The organism is Lacrimispora sanguinis (genome assembly GCF_044987295.1).
GTDB lineage: Bacteria > Bacillota > Clostridia > Lachnospirales > Lachnospiraceae > Lacrimispora > Lacrimispora celerecrescens_B.
Window position 1 is genome coordinate 1,295,976 of record NZ_CP173277.1, and the last position, 19,303, is coordinate 1,315,278.

General features: G+C 40.8%; 22 protein-coding genes and 1 riboswitch. Of the genes, 2 read left to right on the forward strand and 20 right to left on the reverse strand.

Features of this window, described 5'->3' with window-relative positions; all coding sequences use genetic code 11:
* Positions 1-19: 19 nt before the first annotated feature.
* The 13 genes from lpdA to ACHZES_RS06165 form a co-directional block, all read right to left on the reverse strand.
* Positions 20-1,432 carry a dihydrolipoyl dehydrogenase gene (gene lpdA, locus ACHZES_RS06105; RefSeq protein ID WP_395548784.1) on the reverse strand — a complete coding sequence of 471 codons (1,413 nt, stop codon included), beginning with the start codon at positions 1,430-1,432 and terminating at the stop codon, positions 20-22.
* An 18-nt stretch (positions 1,433-1,450) separates the two neighbouring features.
* Positions 1,451-2,449, reverse strand: coding sequence for a lipoate--protein ligase (locus ACHZES_RS06110; RefSeq protein ID WP_395548783.1), 999 nt, complete (start codon positions 2,447-2,449; stop codon positions 1,451-1,453).
* A gap of 19 nt (positions 2,450-2,468) precedes the next feature.
* On the reverse strand, positions 2,469-3,893 hold the full coding sequence (gene gcvPB / locus ACHZES_RS06115; protein WP_395548782.1) for an aminomethyl-transferring glycine dehydrogenase subunit GcvPB: 1,425 nt from the start codon (positions 3,891-3,893) through the stop codon (positions 2,469-2,471).
* Between the two features lie 4 nt (positions 3,894-3,897).
* Positions 3,898-5,217 (reverse strand): aminomethyl-transferring glycine dehydrogenase subunit GcvPA, encoded by a 1,320-nt coding sequence (gcvPA, locus tag ACHZES_RS06120; RefSeq protein WP_395548781.1) that lies wholly within the window; start codon positions 5,215-5,217, stop codon positions 3,898-3,900.
* 13 nt (positions 5,218-5,230) lie between these two features.
* Complete coding sequence (gene gcvH, locus ACHZES_RS06125; RefSeq protein WP_089988290.1) at positions 5,231-5,614, reverse strand: glycine cleavage system protein GcvH; 384 nt, start codon at positions 5,612-5,614, stop codon at positions 5,231-5,233.
* A 25-nt stretch (positions 5,615-5,639) separates the two neighbouring features.
* Positions 5,640-6,722, reverse strand: a complete 1,083-nt coding sequence (gene gcvT / locus ACHZES_RS06130) for a glycine cleavage system aminomethyltransferase GcvT (protein ID WP_395548780.1) — start codon at positions 6,720-6,722, stop codon at positions 5,640-5,642.
* Between the two features lie 162 nt (positions 6,723-6,884).
* Positions 6,885-6,967: riboswitch (glycine riboswitch) on the reverse strand.
* A gap of 132 nt (positions 6,968-7,099) precedes the next feature.
* Entirely contained in the window at positions 7,100-8,875 is a 1,776-nt protein-coding gene (locus ACHZES_RS06135; protein WP_404820337.1) for a diguanylate cyclase, read from the reverse strand.
* Positions 8,876-9,069: 194 nt separating this feature from the next.
* Entirely contained in the window at positions 9,070-9,231 is a 162-nt protein-coding gene (locus ACHZES_RS06140; RefSeq protein WP_395548777.1) for a transposase, read from the reverse strand.
* Positions 9,232-9,378: 147 nt separating this feature from the next.
* Positions 9,379-10,056 (reverse strand): hypothetical protein, encoded by a 678-nt coding sequence (locus ACHZES_RS06145; protein ID WP_395548776.1) that lies wholly within the window; start codon positions 10,054-10,056, stop codon positions 9,379-9,381.
* 158 nt (positions 10,057-10,214) lie between these two features.
* Positions 10,215-10,829, reverse strand: a complete 615-nt coding sequence (locus ACHZES_RS06150) for a hypothetical protein (RefSeq protein ID WP_395548775.1) — start codon at positions 10,827-10,829, stop codon at positions 10,215-10,217.
* Positions 10,830-10,996: 167 nt separating this feature from the next.
* Complete coding sequence (locus ACHZES_RS06155) at positions 10,997-11,356, reverse strand: VOC family protein (protein WP_395548774.1); 360 nt, start codon at positions 11,354-11,356, stop codon at positions 10,997-10,999.
* A 156-nt stretch (positions 11,357-11,512) separates the two neighbouring features.
* Positions 11,513-11,884 carry a cupin domain-containing protein gene (locus tag ACHZES_RS06160; RefSeq protein ID WP_404820338.1) on the reverse strand — a complete coding sequence of 124 codons (372 nt, stop codon included), beginning with the start codon at positions 11,882-11,884 and terminating at the stop codon, positions 11,513-11,515.
* 360 nt (positions 11,885-12,244) lie between these two features.
* Entirely contained in the window at positions 12,245-12,622 is a 378-nt protein-coding gene (locus ACHZES_RS06165; RefSeq protein WP_395548772.1) for a MerR family transcriptional regulator, read from the reverse strand.
* A gap of 82 nt (positions 12,623-12,704) precedes the next feature.
* Here ACHZES_RS06165 and ACHZES_RS06170 point away from each other — a divergent pair, with 82 nt between their 5' ends.
* Entirely contained in the window at positions 12,705-13,091 is a 387-nt protein-coding gene (locus ACHZES_RS06170; protein ID WP_395548771.1) for a carboxymuconolactone decarboxylase family protein, read from the forward strand.
* Positions 13,092-13,218: 127 nt separating this feature from the next.
* Here the strand turns inward: ACHZES_RS06170 and ACHZES_RS06175 are convergent, their stop codons facing one another.
* The 6 genes from ACHZES_RS06175 to ACHZES_RS06200 all read right to left on the reverse strand — a co-directional run bounded on the left by ACHZES_RS06175 (position 13,219) and on the right by ACHZES_RS06200 (position 16,226).
* On the reverse strand, positions 13,219-13,626 hold the full coding sequence (locus ACHZES_RS06175) for a GNAT family N-acetyltransferase (RefSeq protein ID WP_395548770.1): 408 nt from the start codon (positions 13,624-13,626) through the stop codon (positions 13,219-13,221).
* Between the two features lie 132 nt (positions 13,627-13,758).
* A complete protein-coding gene (locus ACHZES_RS06180; RefSeq protein ID WP_154525690.1) occupies positions 13,759-14,064 on the reverse strand; it encodes a chorismate mutase in 306 nt (101 codons plus the stop codon).
* 23 nt (positions 14,065-14,087) lie between these two features.
* Positions 14,088-14,627, reverse strand: a complete 540-nt coding sequence (locus tag ACHZES_RS06185; RefSeq protein ID WP_395548769.1) for a GNAT family N-acetyltransferase — start codon at positions 14,625-14,627, stop codon at positions 14,088-14,090.
* A 32-nt stretch (positions 14,628-14,659) separates the two neighbouring features.
* Positions 14,660-14,827, reverse strand: coding sequence for a hypothetical protein (locus ACHZES_RS06190; protein WP_286173544.1), 168 nt, complete (start codon positions 14,825-14,827; stop codon positions 14,660-14,662).
* A gap of 186 nt (positions 14,828-15,013) precedes the next feature.
* Positions 15,014-15,229, reverse strand: coding sequence for a cupin domain-containing protein (locus ACHZES_RS06195; protein WP_395548768.1), 216 nt, complete (start codon positions 15,227-15,229; stop codon positions 15,014-15,016).
* Positions 15,230-15,734: 505 nt separating this feature from the next.
* Positions 15,735-16,226 carry a Csac_0668 family 2Fe-2S cluster-binding (seleno)protein gene (locus ACHZES_RS06200; RefSeq protein ID WP_395548767.1) on the reverse strand — a complete coding sequence of 164 codons (492 nt, stop codon included), beginning with the start codon at positions 16,224-16,226 and terminating at the stop codon, positions 15,735-15,737.
* A 302-nt stretch (positions 16,227-16,528) separates the two neighbouring features.
* Here ACHZES_RS06200 and ACHZES_RS06205 point away from each other — a divergent pair, with 302 nt between their 5' ends.
* The gene (locus ACHZES_RS06205; RefSeq protein WP_395548766.1) at positions 16,529-17,422 is read left to right on the forward strand and encodes an AraC family transcriptional regulator; all 894 of its coding nucleotides are present in this window, start codon (positions 16,529-16,531) and stop codon (positions 17,420-17,422) included.
* A 42-nt stretch (positions 17,423-17,464) separates the two neighbouring features.
* On the opposite strand, the gene ACHZES_RS06210 is transcribed toward ACHZES_RS06205, so the two are convergent.
* Positions 17,465-19,303: an ABC transporter ATP-binding protein gene (locus tag ACHZES_RS06210; protein ID WP_395548765.1), complete on the reverse strand. Its 1,839-nt coding sequence runs from the start codon at positions 19,301-19,303 to the stop codon at positions 17,465-17,467.

Consider the following 19,303-nt stretch of genomic DNA (forward strand, 5'->3'; position numbering starts at 1 on the left):
TTTCTTTTTAACAGGAGAATTACCTGCGGGGCAGCGCATGAATCGCTCCGCCAATACAATCCTCAAGCGCTTCCCCTACTGATTCATTATAAGTAGGATGAGCCCGCATTGCTTTTAAAAGCTGCTCTGCAGTAAGTTTGTTGGTAATGGCAGTTCCCATCTCTCCAATCATATCCGTAGCTCTGGCGCACATCATTTGTGCTCCCAGCAATGCGCCTGTTTCCTTATCTGTTACAACTTTAACAAAGCCTCTCTCTTCCTTTGTTATAAATGATTTGCAGTTAGCGTGGGTTAAGGTTTTCCCGGTAATGGTCTCGATCCCTTTCCCTTTTGCTTCCTCTTCTGTTATTCCGACACATGCAATCTCTGGATCCGTATAAACACATGACGGAATTACCGACAGATCGATGGAGGGCCCTACCCCGTTCATAAGTTCCACCGCACAGATGCCCTGGGAGCTTGCAGCGTGGGCCAGCTGAATGCCTCCGATCACATCTCCGATCGCAAACACACCCGGCATACTTGTTTCAAAGTTCTCCTTCACCATAATCCTTCCCCGGTTCATTTCCAGTGAAGTCCCTTCTTCCAGCAGTCCATCCGTATTGGGAATACGTCCGGTGGCAGAAAGCAGGTACGGCGTCTTTATGACCTCGATCTTTTCTTTGTCTTTTGCCATCTCCCCATAGGTACAGGTGAAATCTTTGCCCTCTTTTTCAATTTTTCGGACAAATGCCTTGGTATGGATGTCAACGCCTCTCTTTTTCAATATCAGCTTTAAATTCTGTGAGATTTCTTTATCCAGACCAGGCAGAAGTCTCTCTTCCGCCTCCAGTAAGGTGACCTTGGAGCCAAAGGAAGCGAATACGGTGGCAAACTCCACACCGATAACTCCGCCGCCTATAATAATCAGGCTTTCCGGTACATGATCAAGCTGAAACAACTCATCGCTGGTCATGACTCCGGGAAGACGGATTCCTTCTATCGGCAAAATAGCTGGCTTTGATCCTGTTGCCAGCAGGATATGCTTCGCCTGAAGGAGTTCTTCCCCTTCCTCTGTCTTGACCCTGACCATTCCATCCTTGGTCAGCGTTCCCGTTCCGTGTATCCGATCAATTTTATTTCCCTTAAGAAGCTGTTCCACACCCAGTCTGAGACTTTCGGAAGTTTCATTTTTATAGGACATCACTTTTCCATAATCACAGCTCACCTCTTTTGAGATGATTCCGAATCTCTCTCCTGACAGAACCTCCTGATATAATTTAGCAGCGTGCAGCATGGCCTTGGCAGGAACGCAGCCTCGGTTTAAACAGGTACCGCCTACTTCCCGGTTTTCTATCACAGCCGTCTTCATTCCCAGCTTTGCAGCCTTTATGGCCGCTACATATCCTCCGGGACCTGCACCAATAACAAGCAGATCGTATCGTTCTTCCATCCTATCCCTCCCTGGTCTTTATAATTCTGCAGCAGCAAAAAACTCTTTTAAGTCTTTTATCATGGCCGACTGGGCCTGGGTTTCTGCAGGCACTTGATCCAGCTTATTGCAGATATCTTCATTCTCATATCTGCTACCCTTTATATACCTGGGGATCCGGTCCATAAGATCCGGTTCCATGGAATCTGAAAATAATTGCAGATCCTGTATGATCCCGCTGTTTACCTGAAATTGCCAGATCACATTTCCCCAAACAAAGCGTTTTGACAGTTCGTATTGAAAATCCATGTTACGTCCGTACAGCCAATCCCAGGAAGAAAACTTCTTTCTTCCCTCTGACAATGCTTCCTGGTCTAAATCCTCCTGCCTGCAGAAAACCGCCTTACATCCATAAGTTTCCTCAAATGCCTCCAGAAGCTTTTCCTTTAGCATATCAATGGTTAAGTCAGCCCGGTATTCAGAAAGATTGGTTACCCTTGATTTAACGGAGTCCACTCCTTTTAATGCCAGCTTATCCTTTGAAACCTGTAAGTATTTGGAAAGCTTCTCCATATCTGCATGAACCAGCAGGGTTCCATGATGATAACATTTTTCCCCTCTGGTATAAAAGGCATTGCCGGAAAATTTCCTGTCTGATACGGTAATATCATTTCGTCCTGATTTTTCTGCATGGATTCCCAGTTTTTTGACTCCGCTCAAAATAACCTCAAGCTGTTTATCCAGATCATAATGATTCTTGTTAACAAGAAACGTAAAGTTCAGGTTACCAAGATCATGGAATACGGCGCCGCCTCCTGAAAGCCTTCTCACCAGGTGACCGCCATCCTGCTCCAATTCCCGGATCCTGCATTCCTTCCATGGATTCTGGTTTTTACCGATTACAACAGTATTTTCATTCTGCCAAAGGTATAAGATACAGGTATCCCGACCTGCATTTTCTAATAAATACTCCTCAATAGCAAGATTCAGATACGGATCATAACTGCTTCCGTCTATATATTTAATTTCCTGTATCATCTTTTATCCGTTTCCTTATCTAAAATTCGTGCTTTAACTTTGGATTTCTGGCAGCCCTAACTTCATCAAGTCTGGTGACCGGTGTGTGGATGGGGGCCTGATGAAGAGTTTCCGGATTCGTCATTGCTGTTTCATGAAGACTGCGTAATACAGCAATCACTTTATCCAATGTTTCTTTTGATTCCGTTTCCGTAGGCTCCGCCATTAACGCTTCTGGCACGATCAGTGGAAAATACATGGTCGGTGGATGGATTCCATAGTCCAAAAGTCCTTTTGCTATGTCCATGGCTGATACACCGGTTTCTTTTTTAAGCCTTGCAAGGCTCATGACAAATTCATGCATGCAAGTTCCCTGGTAAGCCATATCATATACATCCTTTAATTGCGCCATCATGTAATTGGCGTTTAATACGGCATGCTTTGAGGCTTCCGGAACCCCTTCCTTTCCAAGCATAAATAAATACGTCATAGCTCTGACCACAATTAAAAAGTTACCGTAAAAGCTTTTCACCTGTCCGATGGTATGTGCCGGATGTTTAAATACGTATCCTTCCTCTTCCTCTACCATGCTGCCGGGTAAAAACTCAGCCAGGAGATCCTTGCAGCCAACTGGTCCGCTGCCCGGGCCACCGCCTCCGTGAGGGGTAGAAAACGTCTTATGAAGATTTAAATGGACCACATCAAATCCCATGTCACCTGGTCTGATCATGCCCATAACGGCGTTTAAATTTGCTCCGTCATAGTAATTCAGTCCTCCGGCTTCATGAACGATTTTTGTAATCTCCAGTATATTTCTATCAAAAAGACCTAATGTATTGGGATTGGTTAACATCAGTCCTGCTGTATCTTCCCCGACTGCTTTTTTTAATTCCTCCAAATCCACTCCGCCGTCTTCCGCAGATGGGATACTGATTACCGAATAGCCCACCATTGTCGCACTGGCAGGATTGGTTCCATGGGCGGAATCTGGTACGATGATCTTTGTTCTTTTATTGTCACCGCGGCTTTCGTGATATGCTTTTATCAGCAAAAGTCCGGTAAATTCACCGTGGGCTCCTGCTGCCGGCTGGAAAGTCATACGGTTCATTCCAGTGATCTCACATAAGTATTGCTCTGCTGTTTTTAATACTTCCATACAACCCTGCACCGTATGCTCCGGCTGCAGCGGATGAATCTGTTTAAAGCCAGGAAGAGCTGCTGTGTCTTCATTGATCTTGGGATTGTATTTCATGGTACAAGAGCCCAAAGGATAAAAGCCGTCATTGACACCATATGCCTTTTTCGCTATTTCTGTATAATGTCTGCTTATATCATTTTCAGACACTTGGGGAAGGTGCATGCTCTTTTTTCTCAAGCTGCCTTCTTCCGGCAGGCTTACCGGCACATCACATTCCGGCAGAATGGTCATCGTTCTTCCTTCCTGTCCCTTTTCAAATATCAGCATAACCTTACACCTCCTTTAGAATGCCAATGACACGGTCAATGTCATCCTTAGCATTCATTTCCGTGCAGCACCATAAGATCTGTCCGGCTCTTTCTCCGGTTAAGGGATAGCCGCCAAGAATTCCATGTTCTTCCAGTTTCCCCATCACCTGTTCAGCCGGGATTTTTGAAGTGGTCACAAATTCGTGGAAGAATTCCCCTTGGTTTACAACCGAATATCCGATTGCTTCCAATTGCTCCGCCATATAATGAGCTTTTGACATACATTGAATGGCTGTCTGCTTCAGTCCTTCTGCCCCCATCGCAGATAAATAGACGGACACTGCCAATGCACAAAGCGCCTGGTTTGAGCAGACGTTACTTAATGCTTTTTCTCTTCGGATATGCTGTTCCCTCGCCTGAAGGGTTAAGACGTAGCCTGTTTTTCCATTGGAATCAACGGTTTCCCCAACGATCCTTCCCGGAAGCTTTCTGATCAATTCTTTCGTACATGCCATAAAGCCGATATAAGGTCCTCCGAATGATAGCGGCAATCCAAGGGGCTGCCCCTCTCCCACTGCAATATCAGCACCATATTCTATAGGCGTCTTAATGATTCCCAAAGAAATAGGATTCACTCCCATGATATAGCGGGCATTGGCTTCCTTTGCTATGCTTCCGATCTCTTCTGCCGGTTCCAGAATGCCGTAATAATTTGGATTCTGAATGTAGACACATGCGGCCTGACTATCCAGATGTTCTTTTAGAAAATCCAGATCTGTTATACCGTCTTTTTCCGGAATAACCGTAAGTTCCATCCCGTTTCCAAAACAATAGGTCTTTATGGTTTCTATTACCTGAGGATGAACCGCTGCGGAAACAAATGCCCTGTTTTTCTTTCTGTCCCTGCACATAGCTACCGCTTCAGCCGCCGCAGACGCGCCGTCATATACGGAGGCATTGGCCACATCCATCCCTGTAATCTCACAGATCATTGTCTGGTATTCATATATGGATTGTAAGATTCCCTGGCTCATTTCCGCCTGATACGGGGTATAGGCGGTGTACAGGGTTTCTTTGGATATCACGCTTTTTACAATGGAAGGAATGTAATGCTTGTAAGCACCTGCTCCTCTGAATATAACTGGAAACACCGTATTTTTTGCTGCAATGCCTTCCATCTTTTTATTTACTTCCATTTCAGACATTCCGTTAGGAAGATTCAATCCATCCTTTAATAAAACCTCCTGAGGAAGCTGCCCAAAAAGGTCTTCTATGCTCTCAATTCCGATCGCTGACAGCATTTCTTTTCTGTCATGGTCGGTTGCCGGTACAAATGAACCCATATGCAGATCTCCTTTATTCCATTTCTTTTTTAACAAGTTCTTCGTATTCCTCAGGACTTAAGAATTCTTCTTTATCCGTTATATCGGTGATTTTCACAAACCAGGCTTCATAAGGAGCCTCATTGATCTTTTCCGGTGAGTCTAAAAGTTCTTCATTGATTTCTGATACAACTCCGGTTACCGGACAATATACATCGGAAACGGCCTTAACAGATTCCACATCAGCAAATACTTCACCGGCTGTCGTATCGTCACCTTCTTCCGGAAGATTAACAAAAACAAGTTCTCCCAATGACTGCTGCGCATGATCTGTAAGTCCGACCAAAGCCGTTGTTTCATCTTCAAATCTCACCCATTCATGTGTTTTGGTATAAACCAGATCCCCTAATACCTTCATAATTAATTCTCCTTTTCCTTGTAGGTTATTTTGATTTTCTATAAAATGGAAGGGTTACCACTTCCGCTTCTACTTCTCTTCCCCGGACGATTACCGTTACTTTCGTACCTGCTGCTGTATATTCTTTATCTAAAATAGCCATGGCTGCCGGATAGCCCAGATATGGGCAATGGGTTCCCGATGTTGTAAAGCCTGCCTTTTTCCCGTCTGCAAGTACCTCTTCGTGTTCCCTTATGATTCCACGCCCGGTTACCCTTAGGCCAACTCGTTTTCTTGTGAGGGAATCTTTATTTGGTAAATGGCTTTTTCCGATAAAATCATCCTTTTGCATCTTCACTGCAAACCCGAGACCGATTTCCACAGGATTAATCTCATCATTCATTTCATGCCCGTATAATGGCATGCCTGCCTCCAGCCTCAGAGTATCCCTGGCTCCCAGACCGCATGGGATCAGTCCATATTCACTGCCAGCCTCCATAAGTGTTTCCCACATGGTCTCAGCATATTGATTTTCTAAATACAGTTCAAAACCATCTTCCCCTGTATAACCGGTTCTGGATACCATACAAGGAATTCCGGCCACTTTTCCATCAAACACTGCATGATAGTATTTTTCAGGTATATCTGAGGTGAGTTTCATAAGTATTTCCTGTGATTTGGGACCTTGCAGGGCGATTTGAGCGATTTTATCAGAAATATCTTCAAACTCCACTTCTCCTAACTTATGTTCCAGCATCCACTGGTAATCCTTTTCTTTATTGGAAGCATTTACGACAATGAAGTACTCCTCTTCCTTTTTCTTATATACAATCAGATCATCCACCGTTCCACCGTGCTCATTGCACATGGGGCTGTATCTTGCCTGTCCGATCTCCATATCGGTAAAATCATTGGTCAGCAGACGATTAAGATTCTCAAGTGCATCTTTCCCCTTACAGATGATTTCTCCCATATGGGAAACATCAAAAAGCCCTGCCCTCGTTCTTACTGCCATATGCTCCTTTATGATGCCCTCTTCATATTGGATAGGCAGAAGATATCCGGCAAAAGGGACCATTTTACCATGATACTTCAGATGAATTTCATAAAGCGGTGTTTTAAGTTCCATGTTTAATCCTCCTTAAATAATTTATATGATAATATAGGAACATCATCCGTTATATGCACAAAAAAAGGCAGAAAGAAGTATCCGTATTGGATATTCCTGTCTGCCTCTGTCCTTTTACCTGAAAGATTAACTTCGTCGGTACATAAATGTTCTCCAGAGTTACGTCCGAATCCGATCCTTTTGCCTGAGAGTTTCTGCCTTCCCCTTCGGCGGCACAGATTTGTGCTCTCTCTCTGATTCATCATCCGTTATTTATTATTGATATTATCAGAGTATTTTGGCACTGTCAATCATTTTTTACACAACCTTTTAGAATAATTCTGACAACTTTTTAACTATCTTTTAAGGCGGCTCCTTACAGCCTGGCTGCGAGCAGTTCATCGTATGTCTTTAATCCGGGAAGGTTTGGAATTCTTATTATAGTACATAAAACTGTCAGCAGCGGCGATTGCAGCATCCACACTATCAAACATAGTAAAATCGACGATTCCATAACTAAAGGATAATGCAGAGCCAGTTCCCTCTAGAACCTTTGCTTTTAAGTCTTCTTGTATATTACATATTATAGCATCAGCATCCATAACACCGCATCCTAGCAGAACAAGGAATTCATCGCCACCCCACCGGCAAACCATATCATCCTTACGAATTCGCTTGGAAATGGCTCGGGCTACACTGTTAATTGCCTCATCGCCAGCAGCATGTCCGAAAATGTCATTAATGGACTTTAATCCATCTAAATCAATAAAGCATAAAGATACAGCAGGTTTCGTCATTTGAAGCGAACCATGCGTTTTTTGCAGGATCTTGATGCCCCATTCACGGTTAGATACGCCAGTCAGCGCATCCGTCGAAGCAAAATAGTGCAATTGTTCCTCGCACTTTTTCCGCAAGGTTATATCAATCGCCACCTCAAAATGAGCCAGAGTACCATCTACCCAGCGAATGACTGAATCTTTGACCCAGTACCAGTTGCCGTTTATTGTATTCTGATGCTCATATTCCAGAACCCCCTTATTAGGAGCAAAACCACTGCATTTCAGCTTGGGAATTGAACAAAAAGGACAAGGACCATCCATTCCCTTTTGCAGCACCTCCCAGCATTTTCTTCCCAACACTCCATCCGATTCAATTCCCAGTTGATCCGTAAGTGTCCGGTTTACAAATTTAAGTTCGAAGGTTTCCAAATCATTAACAAAGATGATAGAGTCAATGTTGTCGCTGATCGTTTGCAGTACCTCGTAGCTGCGGATAATCTCCGTTTCCTCGTTGCGCCTGATAATCAATGAGGATATGACACTGCCCACACCTTTTAAAAACATCAACTCTCTGTAGCTCCAACGCCGTGTTTTCATACAGTCGTCATAGCCAATAAATCCTATTAGCGTATCATGTTGGAATAACGGCAGGATAGCAAGTGCTTTAATTCCCTGTGGCTCCAGTATGGCCCGGTCCTTTTCCGTCAGCGTACTTACATCATCGGAAACATACAGGCCAGAGGGGTTCACAATGATATCGTAACTATAGTCATCTTTGCAGAGGTTTTGTAAATCCTGTATTGCAGGTTCCACGCCCGGTGCACACCACTCATATGTATTGCGCGTGTAACTATTAAAAAGATCCTCAAAGATATACACACGGCTGACATCGATGTATTCACCCACTCGGGACAGAATCATCTGCACAGCCTGGTTTATATCCGTAGAGTGGTAGGATGTATTTAAAACGTAGGCTAAAATATCATTATATTTATTCGATGAATCGCAGTCTGAGTCGTCATAAAAAACGTATATAATGATATATTTTGACTCGCCAAGGCATGCAATGTTTGCGGCAATTTTAACAGAAATAACTCTTTCTTCAGGTGATATCAGTTTTAATGGGTACTGGCTAAGAGAGCCGGCATGTTCCAGTGTCTGACGAATATGATCCTGTTCCCTTTCATTCTGAAAACGCATTAATTGGCGGAGAGGAACCTTCAGGGAGGAATCTGCATCGGGTTTCTCCAAAATGATTGACGGGTTAAGAAGCAGGTATGCTTCCCTGTTGGCAAAGGATACTATCATTTCATCTCCAGCCTCACATACTATAACGGGGATATTGGTATCTTTAAACATACTGTTAAAAATAAACTCGTTCAAATTGAACTCCATTCCGCCGCTATGCATGCGGCACCATTAATCTGGATTTAACTTGATGTGGAAACATATCCATATAGTATAAAATAATGAACGCCGACTTTGTATTGCCGTGTACTCAATTTGATTTTTTACGTGTTGAATTTGGAGGTGAGAAAATAGCTCTACCTTTTGTTCCTATCATCTGTTTCTACGATTTCTGCGTTTTATTATAAATTAATCGAAAAAAAGAATTTTAATACCCAGCGTCTAAAACCACTACGTGATACACCATACTTTTCTGCAATGGTATACTCTGAACCATTCCCGGATAAAAATTCTTTCACAGCCTTAATTTTTTCTTGTGGTGATATATTCCTATTTCCAGGCATGAAAATATGCTCCTCCTTGTATAAACAGTTTTATATTTAAACTGTCTACTACAAGGAGGAGCATATCATGTTGATAGTTAGTAGTTTTTTATACTTCAATAACTTAAACCTTGCCAATTTACCTTAATGCTTATTTTCTCTGTTGTCTTACAATGCAAACATTAAATATAAGATGAGCCAAGACTTTTTAATATCTCTGTTTGTCAATAAATACGCTGCTCCAAACATAAATCCTAATATTGCGCCAAGCACACCGTTTTCAATATCAAAAATACCCCTGCTAACTAAATGCACTATCCCCCAAGTCAATCCACAAATGATACCGCCCCAAGGCACATTCCGGTTTTTTGTCCATATTTCCATTGCCTTTTGCCCAAAGACAATAATCAACAAAAACATTGCGGTTTCAACCATGTAGTAGATGTATTGGAAAAAAAATTTTACCAAGCCTAAATTAGTAAATTCTTTTATAACCTTGAATCCATCCCAAGAAAAATAACTAATTGTCGCAGATAATATAATACCAAACAATACGGCAAGGAGTTGCCACAGTCTCATTTTTTCTCCTTTTGCCCATATGTCAAATTCCAATCTGTATTTTGCAGTGCGTATAAGCAAATAACCCGCAACAGCCCAGGTAAAATAGGTAATGACCCAATGTAAAACGGCTTGCCACGTTGCATATTCCTGAAAGGTTATTCCTCCATAAAGAATGGGTTCCCAACCAAAAGCATGTACAGCTTCTAATGAAATCCCCAAAAACGCTCCTATCGAAAGCAATAAATACTTCCAGCCTGCCTCTTTTTTAACGCTGCTATTCGTCAAAACTCTCTCCTCTTTTCACCACATTGCTGCATAAAATATTATAATCTACAGTTATAATTGTTAAATTGATATTTCCCCAATTGGCAAACTAGAATTTGACGTGGAGATAAAATCTCATGGATACTTTTGATAGAGTATCCTATTTACTTATTGACTTTCTATTTGATTATACCTACAATCTTTGCGTTCCCGCCATCTTTGAATACACCGGAACAATTATACTGCCAAACTCCTTTTTTCAAAGCTATCTCTTTAGTTATGTTAGCGGAGCCGATTGTAATGCGCTGTTCTTTACCATTCGGGTCAAATAAGAATAGATCTACCGACCCACCCTTAATATCCGAGGTAACATTTAAGGTTAATGTTTGATTATTTTCCGCTTCGAATGAGCCAGATTCAGCTATATTCATTTGGTTGGTATTATTGGTTAAATTCATAACGACATTCCCTTCGGATATGATGTCGCCATTAACTTCATGCGAACTGTTGTTACCGGGAATTAAATCAACCGTATTTTTTACGTCGTTATAATTAACTGTATATCCGAGCTTTTCAAGCAATTCATTTGCCGGGACATACAAAATTGCGATTTGCTCATTATCCATTGTAACCGAAATTAAGGATTTACTAAGTGGTAAAGAATCTCCGTTAAGCGTAACTTTCGTATTGCTCAAAATCACGGACTTAATACCCGTTGCCGCAAATACGGTCGTTATCCCCAGCGTTCCTATGATGACCCCCGCTACTAAACTTTTTACATCAAAATTTTTCATTTATATATCCCTCCAGTTTTAGGATTTAAAATGTTACGGGCCGACTACAACCGCCACAACCCAGCGGCGTGATTTTGCTCTTTGCCCCGGTAAAGCCCAGTAAATTCTGATTTTCTGGATTTACTACAATAAAAAACTACCAGCTTAATAACTGATAGTTAGTTTGCTTATTGTTCTATTTTTGGAGGAAAACACCTAAAAATTATCAAGTTATTATCGGGGTCTAAAAAGCTCATATTCTTTGCACCCCTCGGTCTTACGGTTGGGGGTTCTATAATCTGGATACCAAGTGCTTTTAATCTCTTAAACTCTACATCTACATCATCGACTGTAAAAGCAATACAGATGTTATGTAGGTTCGCTTCTCGCTCTATCCCGTCATTATAAACAGTCAGTGTTGTATCCTCCGATATGATAAATTGATGATTATTATCATCACTGCCATTATCGATATCAAATAATATTTTATAAAAATTTGATAATCGGATAACATCATTTGTCAATAAACATACTTCTCCCACTTTCATTTCGACTCCCCCAATATTTTTGAAATAAATATTTATGAGTAGAATAACACCAAAATTACTAACTATCAATATTAAATTTCCAATGTACATTAATACGTTAAATGCTAATTTAGCGTAGCAAGGGTTATGCTCATAACCAGCATCTACGCAAGTTGCTTATTTTTGCACTTTCGGCTTTGTAATGTACCTATCCTTTTGACTAAAAAAAGTGATATCAGCATAGCCAGCAAATATTTTTCCGGAGTGCTTCACATCTTTTTCAATAAAGTACCTATCGCCTTTAGTATAAATGTTTTTAACACCATTTATCGTTAGTTCAATCTTGCCTTCAAGCACAATACCCCATTGACTTTCATGCGAGTGTTCTGGAAAATCAACATCCTCATTAAATTGCATAAAAATAATTTGGTGTTCCTCTCCTTGAGAAAGATATGCTTGATAATTGGAAAAAGGCATTTCTGCTTCTGGAAGGCTGTTAATCGGCTCTGGAAATAAATTTGAATGTGTTATCTTCCTTATGTTTCGCATTATATAAATAATCGACACTTCAGCGCAAACTCATTATAGGGTAACAGGGCATATATCCATCCATCATTCTGCTGAATAATTACACACTTTCGCCCAATTACCTAATATAAATATAACTGTATCCAATAAGGAGCGGACATTGATGCTATGAATTGGACTTTTTCTGTTCCCAATATGTTCGGGTTCATGTCGAAGCAGTCCTTAAGGAATTGACCATGGCGCACAAAATCTGTCTTTTTTGCTAAAATGGACAACAACATCACAGGGTTGTCGCCAGAACGCATAATAGGACCCTGCACAATTTGATCCAGAACAGAATAACGGCGGTTCTGATTTTTTTAATTTCAGAACCGCCGACTTTTATGCGTCTACCTTATGCTTTTTATTTATCTCTGTTTTGTAATAAATGATTTTGTTCTGAAGATTATCAAGGTGTTCTTGCATAGCGGCGATTTCCTCTTTCAGAACAGTCCGGTGCTGTATCAGCATTTCCATCCGTTCTTCCAACGTACCGTCACCCTGTGCCCGGAGTTGGGCGTATTTTCGGATTTCCTTGATTGGCATACCCGTGTCTTTCAGTCGTTTTATAAACTGTATCCACGCAATATCACTGTCGGAATAATACCGCCTGCCGTTCTCCTTGCGTTCGGGTATGATCAGGTTTTCCTTCTCATAATACCGTAAGGTATAGATACTAATTCCTGTGATTGATGAAAATTCGCCTATAGCATAGCTCATAAAAAAAACCTCCCGAAACACTTGACCTGGAGTTAACTCTACATTATATACTTCATTGTATCAGAATAAAGGAGTGATCGAAATGGCAAACGAACGATATTTGGCAGGTACAAAGAAATTGCAGGAGGTGGACGGCCAGGCTGGCGATAACGTAATAAAGTCCCTTGATGGTTTAGCGCCGGATCTCGGAAGGTATATCATAGAATTTGCTTTTGGTGATATTTACTGCCGAGAGGGACTGACCTTACAGGAGAGAGAAATGATAACCATAACCAGCCTCCTGACAGCAGGCGGCTGTGAACCGCAGCTATCCGTGCATATAAACGGTGCTTTGAATGTTGGAATAGCCCCCGCTAAGATTATCGAAGTCTTTATCCAGTGCATTCCCTACATTGGCTTTCCAAGGGTATTAAACGCAGTGAATGTGGCAAAGAGCATTTTCTCGGAACGAAATATCAAGGTTGACTAAAAGGTCATTAAGTGCTCGCAATTTTTACTTGTATTCCTCACCCCACTGCCACATGGCATCGATGACAGACTTCAAGCTTAGCCCCACTTCAACGCAGTTCAAAACCGCCCGATAAATTGAAATTGACTTACTCCCAAGAAGTGCCCTTAATTTGCATTGGTGTCCCCTCTGTCATAAAGTCAAAGCCATGTTTTAAATAGAAATCAACATTTTTCTTTTCATCTGGAACTACATCAACATAACAAAATTCTTTGTAATCATCTAACAATCTTTTTAATAGTGTTGAAGCAATTCCAATGCCTTGATGCTCTGGATTGACTAATAAGCAATCAATCGTAGCTTGCCATATGCCATCATCTAATCCTCTAATAAGCCCAATCAGTTTTTCTCCATCCCATGCGGAAATCACTTTACTTGAATTATGCAACGCCATTTTCAATTTATTCGGGAATTTGCCGGAGGACCAACTGACAGATAGAAAGAGTTCTTCAATTTGCTTTTCATCAAAATCCTTTGTATATCGATATTCAATCATAATATTTCTCCCATTCTAATTCCGTTTTTCCAAAAACGGTAATTTGGGATAGATCACTCCACCAATGCAGCCACAATCGTCGATTTTTTCATTTCTTTTTCCACACGTGATCTAATGTAACTTTCTGGTATACTAATACCCTTGTGAATAAATATTATTTTTCTTTTTTAACTCCTCAATTTCCATTTTGACAAAGCGTGAAATCATTTCCCGGTATATCGCTTCTACCATGTCAGGGTTTGTGCCATACTCCTCTGCCTTTGCTCTAACCTTGGATATGACAGTCTCCACTCTAGCTGGAGCCTTTACGCCTTCTTCACTTTGTTTGAAAGAGGAAGCCTGTACAACATAAAAGCCTCGTTCTGCTATCAGCTTAATGATTTCATTATCAATTCTATCAATATGCTTTCGGACTTCTTCTAAATCGTTACATTTCATCTTTATTTCTCCCTATATCAAAACTATGTGTCTATTCTATTTAGCTCTTTTAGCGCCTTATTTTTATAATTCAAATCCCCTCTTGTGCAGAACCCTTTCTGTTCCCAAAATGTATTCCCAATCTCATTCCTTTCAAAAACCACAAGTGCAACTTTGTGAATACCTTTGTCTTTCAAGGCTTTTAAAGCGGCATCAACCAGCGCAGACCCAATCCCTCTATTCCGACTAGCAATTGAAACTGCCGTATGATAAATATAACCGCGACGGCCATCATGACCGGACAATATAACTCCCACGATTTTACCGTACATTACTGCAACAAAACAGGTATCAGGATTTTGTTTCAAATACTTTTCAATCCCTGCCTTCGAATCGTCTATATCATTCAGCCCCATTCCAGGAGTTGACATCCATAAATCATATATTTCCTCGTAATCATTAATGGTCAATTTTCTTATCTCCATATACTTCTCCTTGATAGATCGTCTTTTTTCTTTTTTCTCAAAACTTTCTAATATTTTCCATGCCCCCTCTCCTCCTAAGCATAGTTTTGCTTGCCACATATTCAAATTCACCTGTTTATTCGATTGTTAAATCAATAGTTTTCGTTTGAATCACAAAGGATTGATGTTCCAAAATAAACCCCATTTGAATTGTCATCATTGGTTTTAATAAAGGGTATTTCTAATGTTCGCCCATAAAACTCAATAAGTTCTTTAGCTTGCTCAGAAAAAATGTTTGTACAGTAGTATCCCGTTATCATCTTCTCACCTCCCTATAATCATTTTTCATCCAATCACAAAATATAAATAACCTAATCTTGGTTTCTTCTAACAGTATGAAACAAACGCGAAACTCAAAATACATGGTCTGTGCTCTTATAATCCTCGACAAATCGAAATTTAGCGTAGCAAGGGTTATGCTCATAACCAGCATCTACGCAAGTTGCTCATTTTTGCTCTTTCGGCTTTGTATTGTACCTATCTTTTTGATTAAAAAAAGTGATATCAGCATAGCCTGCAAATATTTTTCCGGAGTGCTTCACATCTTTTCCAATAAAGTACCTATCGCCTTTAGTATAAATGTTTTTAACGCCATTTATCGTTAATTCAATCTTGCCTTCAAGCACAATACCCCATTGACTTTCATGCGAGTGTTCTGGCAAATCAACATCCTCATTAAATTACATAAAAATAATTTGGTGTTTCTCTCCTTGAGAAAGATATGCTTGATAATTGGAAAAAGGCATTTCTGCTTCTGGAAGGCTGCTAACCGGCTCTGGAAATAAATTTGACATGTGTTATCCTCCTTGTGTTTCGCATTATATAAATATAACTGTATCCAATAAGGAACGGGGCATTGATGTTGTGAATTGAACTTTTTCTGCCCCCAATATGTTCGGTCTCATGCCGATCTCATGCCGAAGGTCTGCCCCTGCCCATAAAAGACCATAATCTGTCTTTTCAGCCGGTTTGATCGTCTAGCGCATGGAAAAAATGCTGCTTCTTATACGTATGTACAAGAAAACAGCATTTAAAATTTTCTTTTAGATTTTAATCTGCATATCTGTTCAACAAGTTTTTTTCAGTACAATAACCATTTATATGGTCAGAGTAGAGTTATATGATTCATAGTCCTGCCGCACAGACATCCGGCAACAAGAATTGAGATTATTTCATAGCTAGCGCCTTATCAATTGCGTCCTGAATTATTTGATGACAGCACTTCCCCAGTGGATTATTCTTCTGGCACTGTGCAACGTTCATCGCTCCAGTGAGTCTTAAAACCTCATCCATACTTTCAGCTCCATCTGTGAGAACAGCATTTATGATTTGATCTTCTGTAACTTCACTGCAGTAACATGCATATTTCGGATCAGCATCTTTCTTAAACCATATTGGTACCTTTACATGCTGTTTATTGAATACGATGTTTGATTCTTTGTTGTAATAAGTAATATCGCATTCCTCACTCATGCATAAAAAATAATCCTTATCACCGATTTGTTCCGTTAATTCGTCAAGTACCAAATGTTTTACTGTGATGTTTTTAACAAGGACGCCTTCTTTTTGGCATACCGGACACAAATTATTTGTTTCCAACTTACAAGCAGACTTTTCCGAGTGACAGCAGCTACAATTAATCAAATTTTTCTCTTCCATTATCTATGTTTCTCTCCTAATTCATTTTCTCATTCTCTATAATCTCACAAACGCAAATACGATTGTACTTTCTGGTCAATCCATTATATCAGGACATACCGGTTTTTACAATTAAGCATTCTAATAATACAAAAACTTGCCGTTGGTTAGAGCCGCAGCAGCATGGAGGTAAATCTATGCTGCTGCGGCTCGTTCTTTTATTAGATTCACATCTTTCTATATTGGTATTGAAACAATTGCAATTTTATATTACAATTTAATTTGAATATTGTACAATTTTGAAATCTCAGGGAGGTAAAGCCATGGATTCACCGATTAACTTGTGTGACGAATATTTCTGTTCAGAAGACCGTATCGTCCTGACACACCAGGAATTGAACATACCAGGTATACGGCTGTTTGCCACGCATAATATCCACAACGCGACCTTTCCTCTTTTACCCCACTATCATGAAAATGTGATTGAATTTACTTTTATATCCAAAGGAAGCATCTCCTTCTTTACAAAGGAATCCGAATATGAAGTCTCCGGTGGAAATGTTTTTATCTCTTTTCCTGACGAAGTTCACAGCACAAACGAAGTTCCCATTTCCTTGAGCGAGCAATACTGGCTCCAAGTCGATATCAGTGATCCGAAAAACTTATTATTTTTAAATGAGGAAACTGCAAAACAACTAATCCGTGATTTGAAAAGCATAAATAGGCATATTATATCCACGGATATCAAGGAAACCCGCCCTCTGATTGAAAAAGCCTTCGAGCTGGCCTTGTCCAATGGAAACCAACTGCTGATTGCCGGGTTTCTGATTATCTTCTTCCAGTTAATGATCGCGGCCTCCAAAGAGGACCGGTATTATCTGACCCATGATATCGAAGCAGCCGTCCGGTATATCGAGGAGCACGTCACGGAAGAATTATCACTGCATACCCTGGCTGGAATCTGTAATCTGTCCGTCTCGCAGTTTAAGCAGAAATTCAGGCGGATCGTAGGCATCTCACCGCGAAATTATATCAATAAGAAAAAAATCAACTGTTCAAAAGGAATGCTTCTCAAAAATATTCCTGTAACAGAGGTGGCCATGCAGTTGAAATTTAATACCAGCAGCTATTTCTCTACTGTTTTTAAAAAGTATACGATGCTGACTCCCAGCGAATACATTCAAGCAAAACTTATTGATAGGGAAAACCCTGATTAACCTAAGTTAATCAGGGCCGTTTTATTATCTGTTTCCATTATCTCATAGCTTACCCATCTGACTCATTACCATTTCATAATACCGACCATGCTCATTCATCAGGCTTTGGTGATTCCCGCTTTCCAATATCTGCCCGTCACCAATTACCATAATGTGGTCCGCATCGCGGATAGTTGAAAGACGGTGGGCGATCAAAAAGCTGGTCCGGTTCTGCATGAGACTGACCAAAGCCTTTTGTATCTCTTTCTCCGTCTTAGTATCAACACTGCTTGTTGCTTCATCAAGGATTAAAATCGGGCAGTCACAAAGAACTGCTCTTGCAATGGATATCAGCTGTCTCTGTCCCTGGCTTAAATTATCTGTGGCGGCGGAGACATTCGTGGCATAACCTTTGGGAAGTTTATCAATAAAGTCATGGGCATGGGCAATTCTCGCCGCTTGAATCACTTCTTCCTCCGTGGCATCGTTCTTAGAGTAACGGATATTATCCATGATCGTACCACTGAACAGGCTGGTATCCTGAAGCACAACGGAGAAGCATCTTCTTAAACTGTCCCGTTTGATATGAGTGATTGGTACCTGATCAATCATGATTTCACCGCTGTCCGCATCATAAAACCGTGTTAACAGATTGACAATTGTTGTTTTACCGGCACCGGTTTCTCCGACTAATGCAATGACCTCACCAGGATTTACATGAAAATTTACATCTTTTAGAATCGGCTTTGTTTTGTCATAAGAAAAACACACATTATGAAAGGAAACTTCTCCAACTGGATGCTGCATTTCCACTGCATCGATATGATCTTCGGTTTCTTCCTCATAATCCAATATTTCGAAAACCCGCTCGGCTCCAGCCAGTGCAGATTGTATCGTATTAAACATACCTGCCACCGAATTCAGCGGTTGTGCAAAATGCTTTGAATAACTCAAAAAGCTCACAACGGTACCTACCTTCAGGCCATAGCTTACTGATAGAATACCACCTAAGATCGCAACCACAGCAAATACAAAATTATTAATGACATTCATTAACGGCATCATATAACCTGACCAAACCTGGGCTTTGCTGCTGCTTTCACATAAGTGTTCGTTGATTTCTTTAAACTGCAAAATGACATCTTCTTGTCTGTCAAAGGCCTTTACCATTTTTAAACCAAGAATATTCTCTTCGATGACACCGTTTAGTGCTCCAAGGCTTCTCTGCTGTGCCAAAAAGTAAGCACGGCTTTTGGTTGCAATCGTTTTTGTTAATAAAGAAACCAGCGGCACGCACAGCAAAACCACAAAGGTAAGGGGCAGATTCAAACGAATCATGACAGCCAAAGAACCCACAAGCGTTAAGACGCTGGAGATCAGCTGTGTCGTTGTCTGTGCTATGGTAGAACTGATATTATCCACGTCATTTGTAATTCTGCTCATGGTATCTCCATGAGACCGTGTATCATAAAATCCAAGGGGAAGTTTCTGCATTTTCTCAAAAAATTCAGTACGAAGCGTGAAAACCAGCTTCTGGGAGACGCGCAGCATCATGACTCCGTTTAATAAATTAAGCAGCCAGTTGGACAGATAGAAGCTTAATATGATTGCAAGAAGTGAAACCAGCTTGCCGGAGTCCACACTCCGATTCGTGATATCAAAGGTATTGAATGCCTTACCCACATAATATGGAATCGATACTGATATCAAAGAAGAGATGACGGTCAAAAAGATTGCTGCAAATATGGTCTTCCCCCACCGCATATAGATTTTAACAATCCGAATCAACGTTCCTTTTGCATTTCGTGGTTTTGCAGTTGGGGCGAAACGATCTCTTCCGTGCCCAAACCGCTGCCCCATCGACGGTACTTTTGGCTGTTGCTGACTGTATTTTTCTGCCAT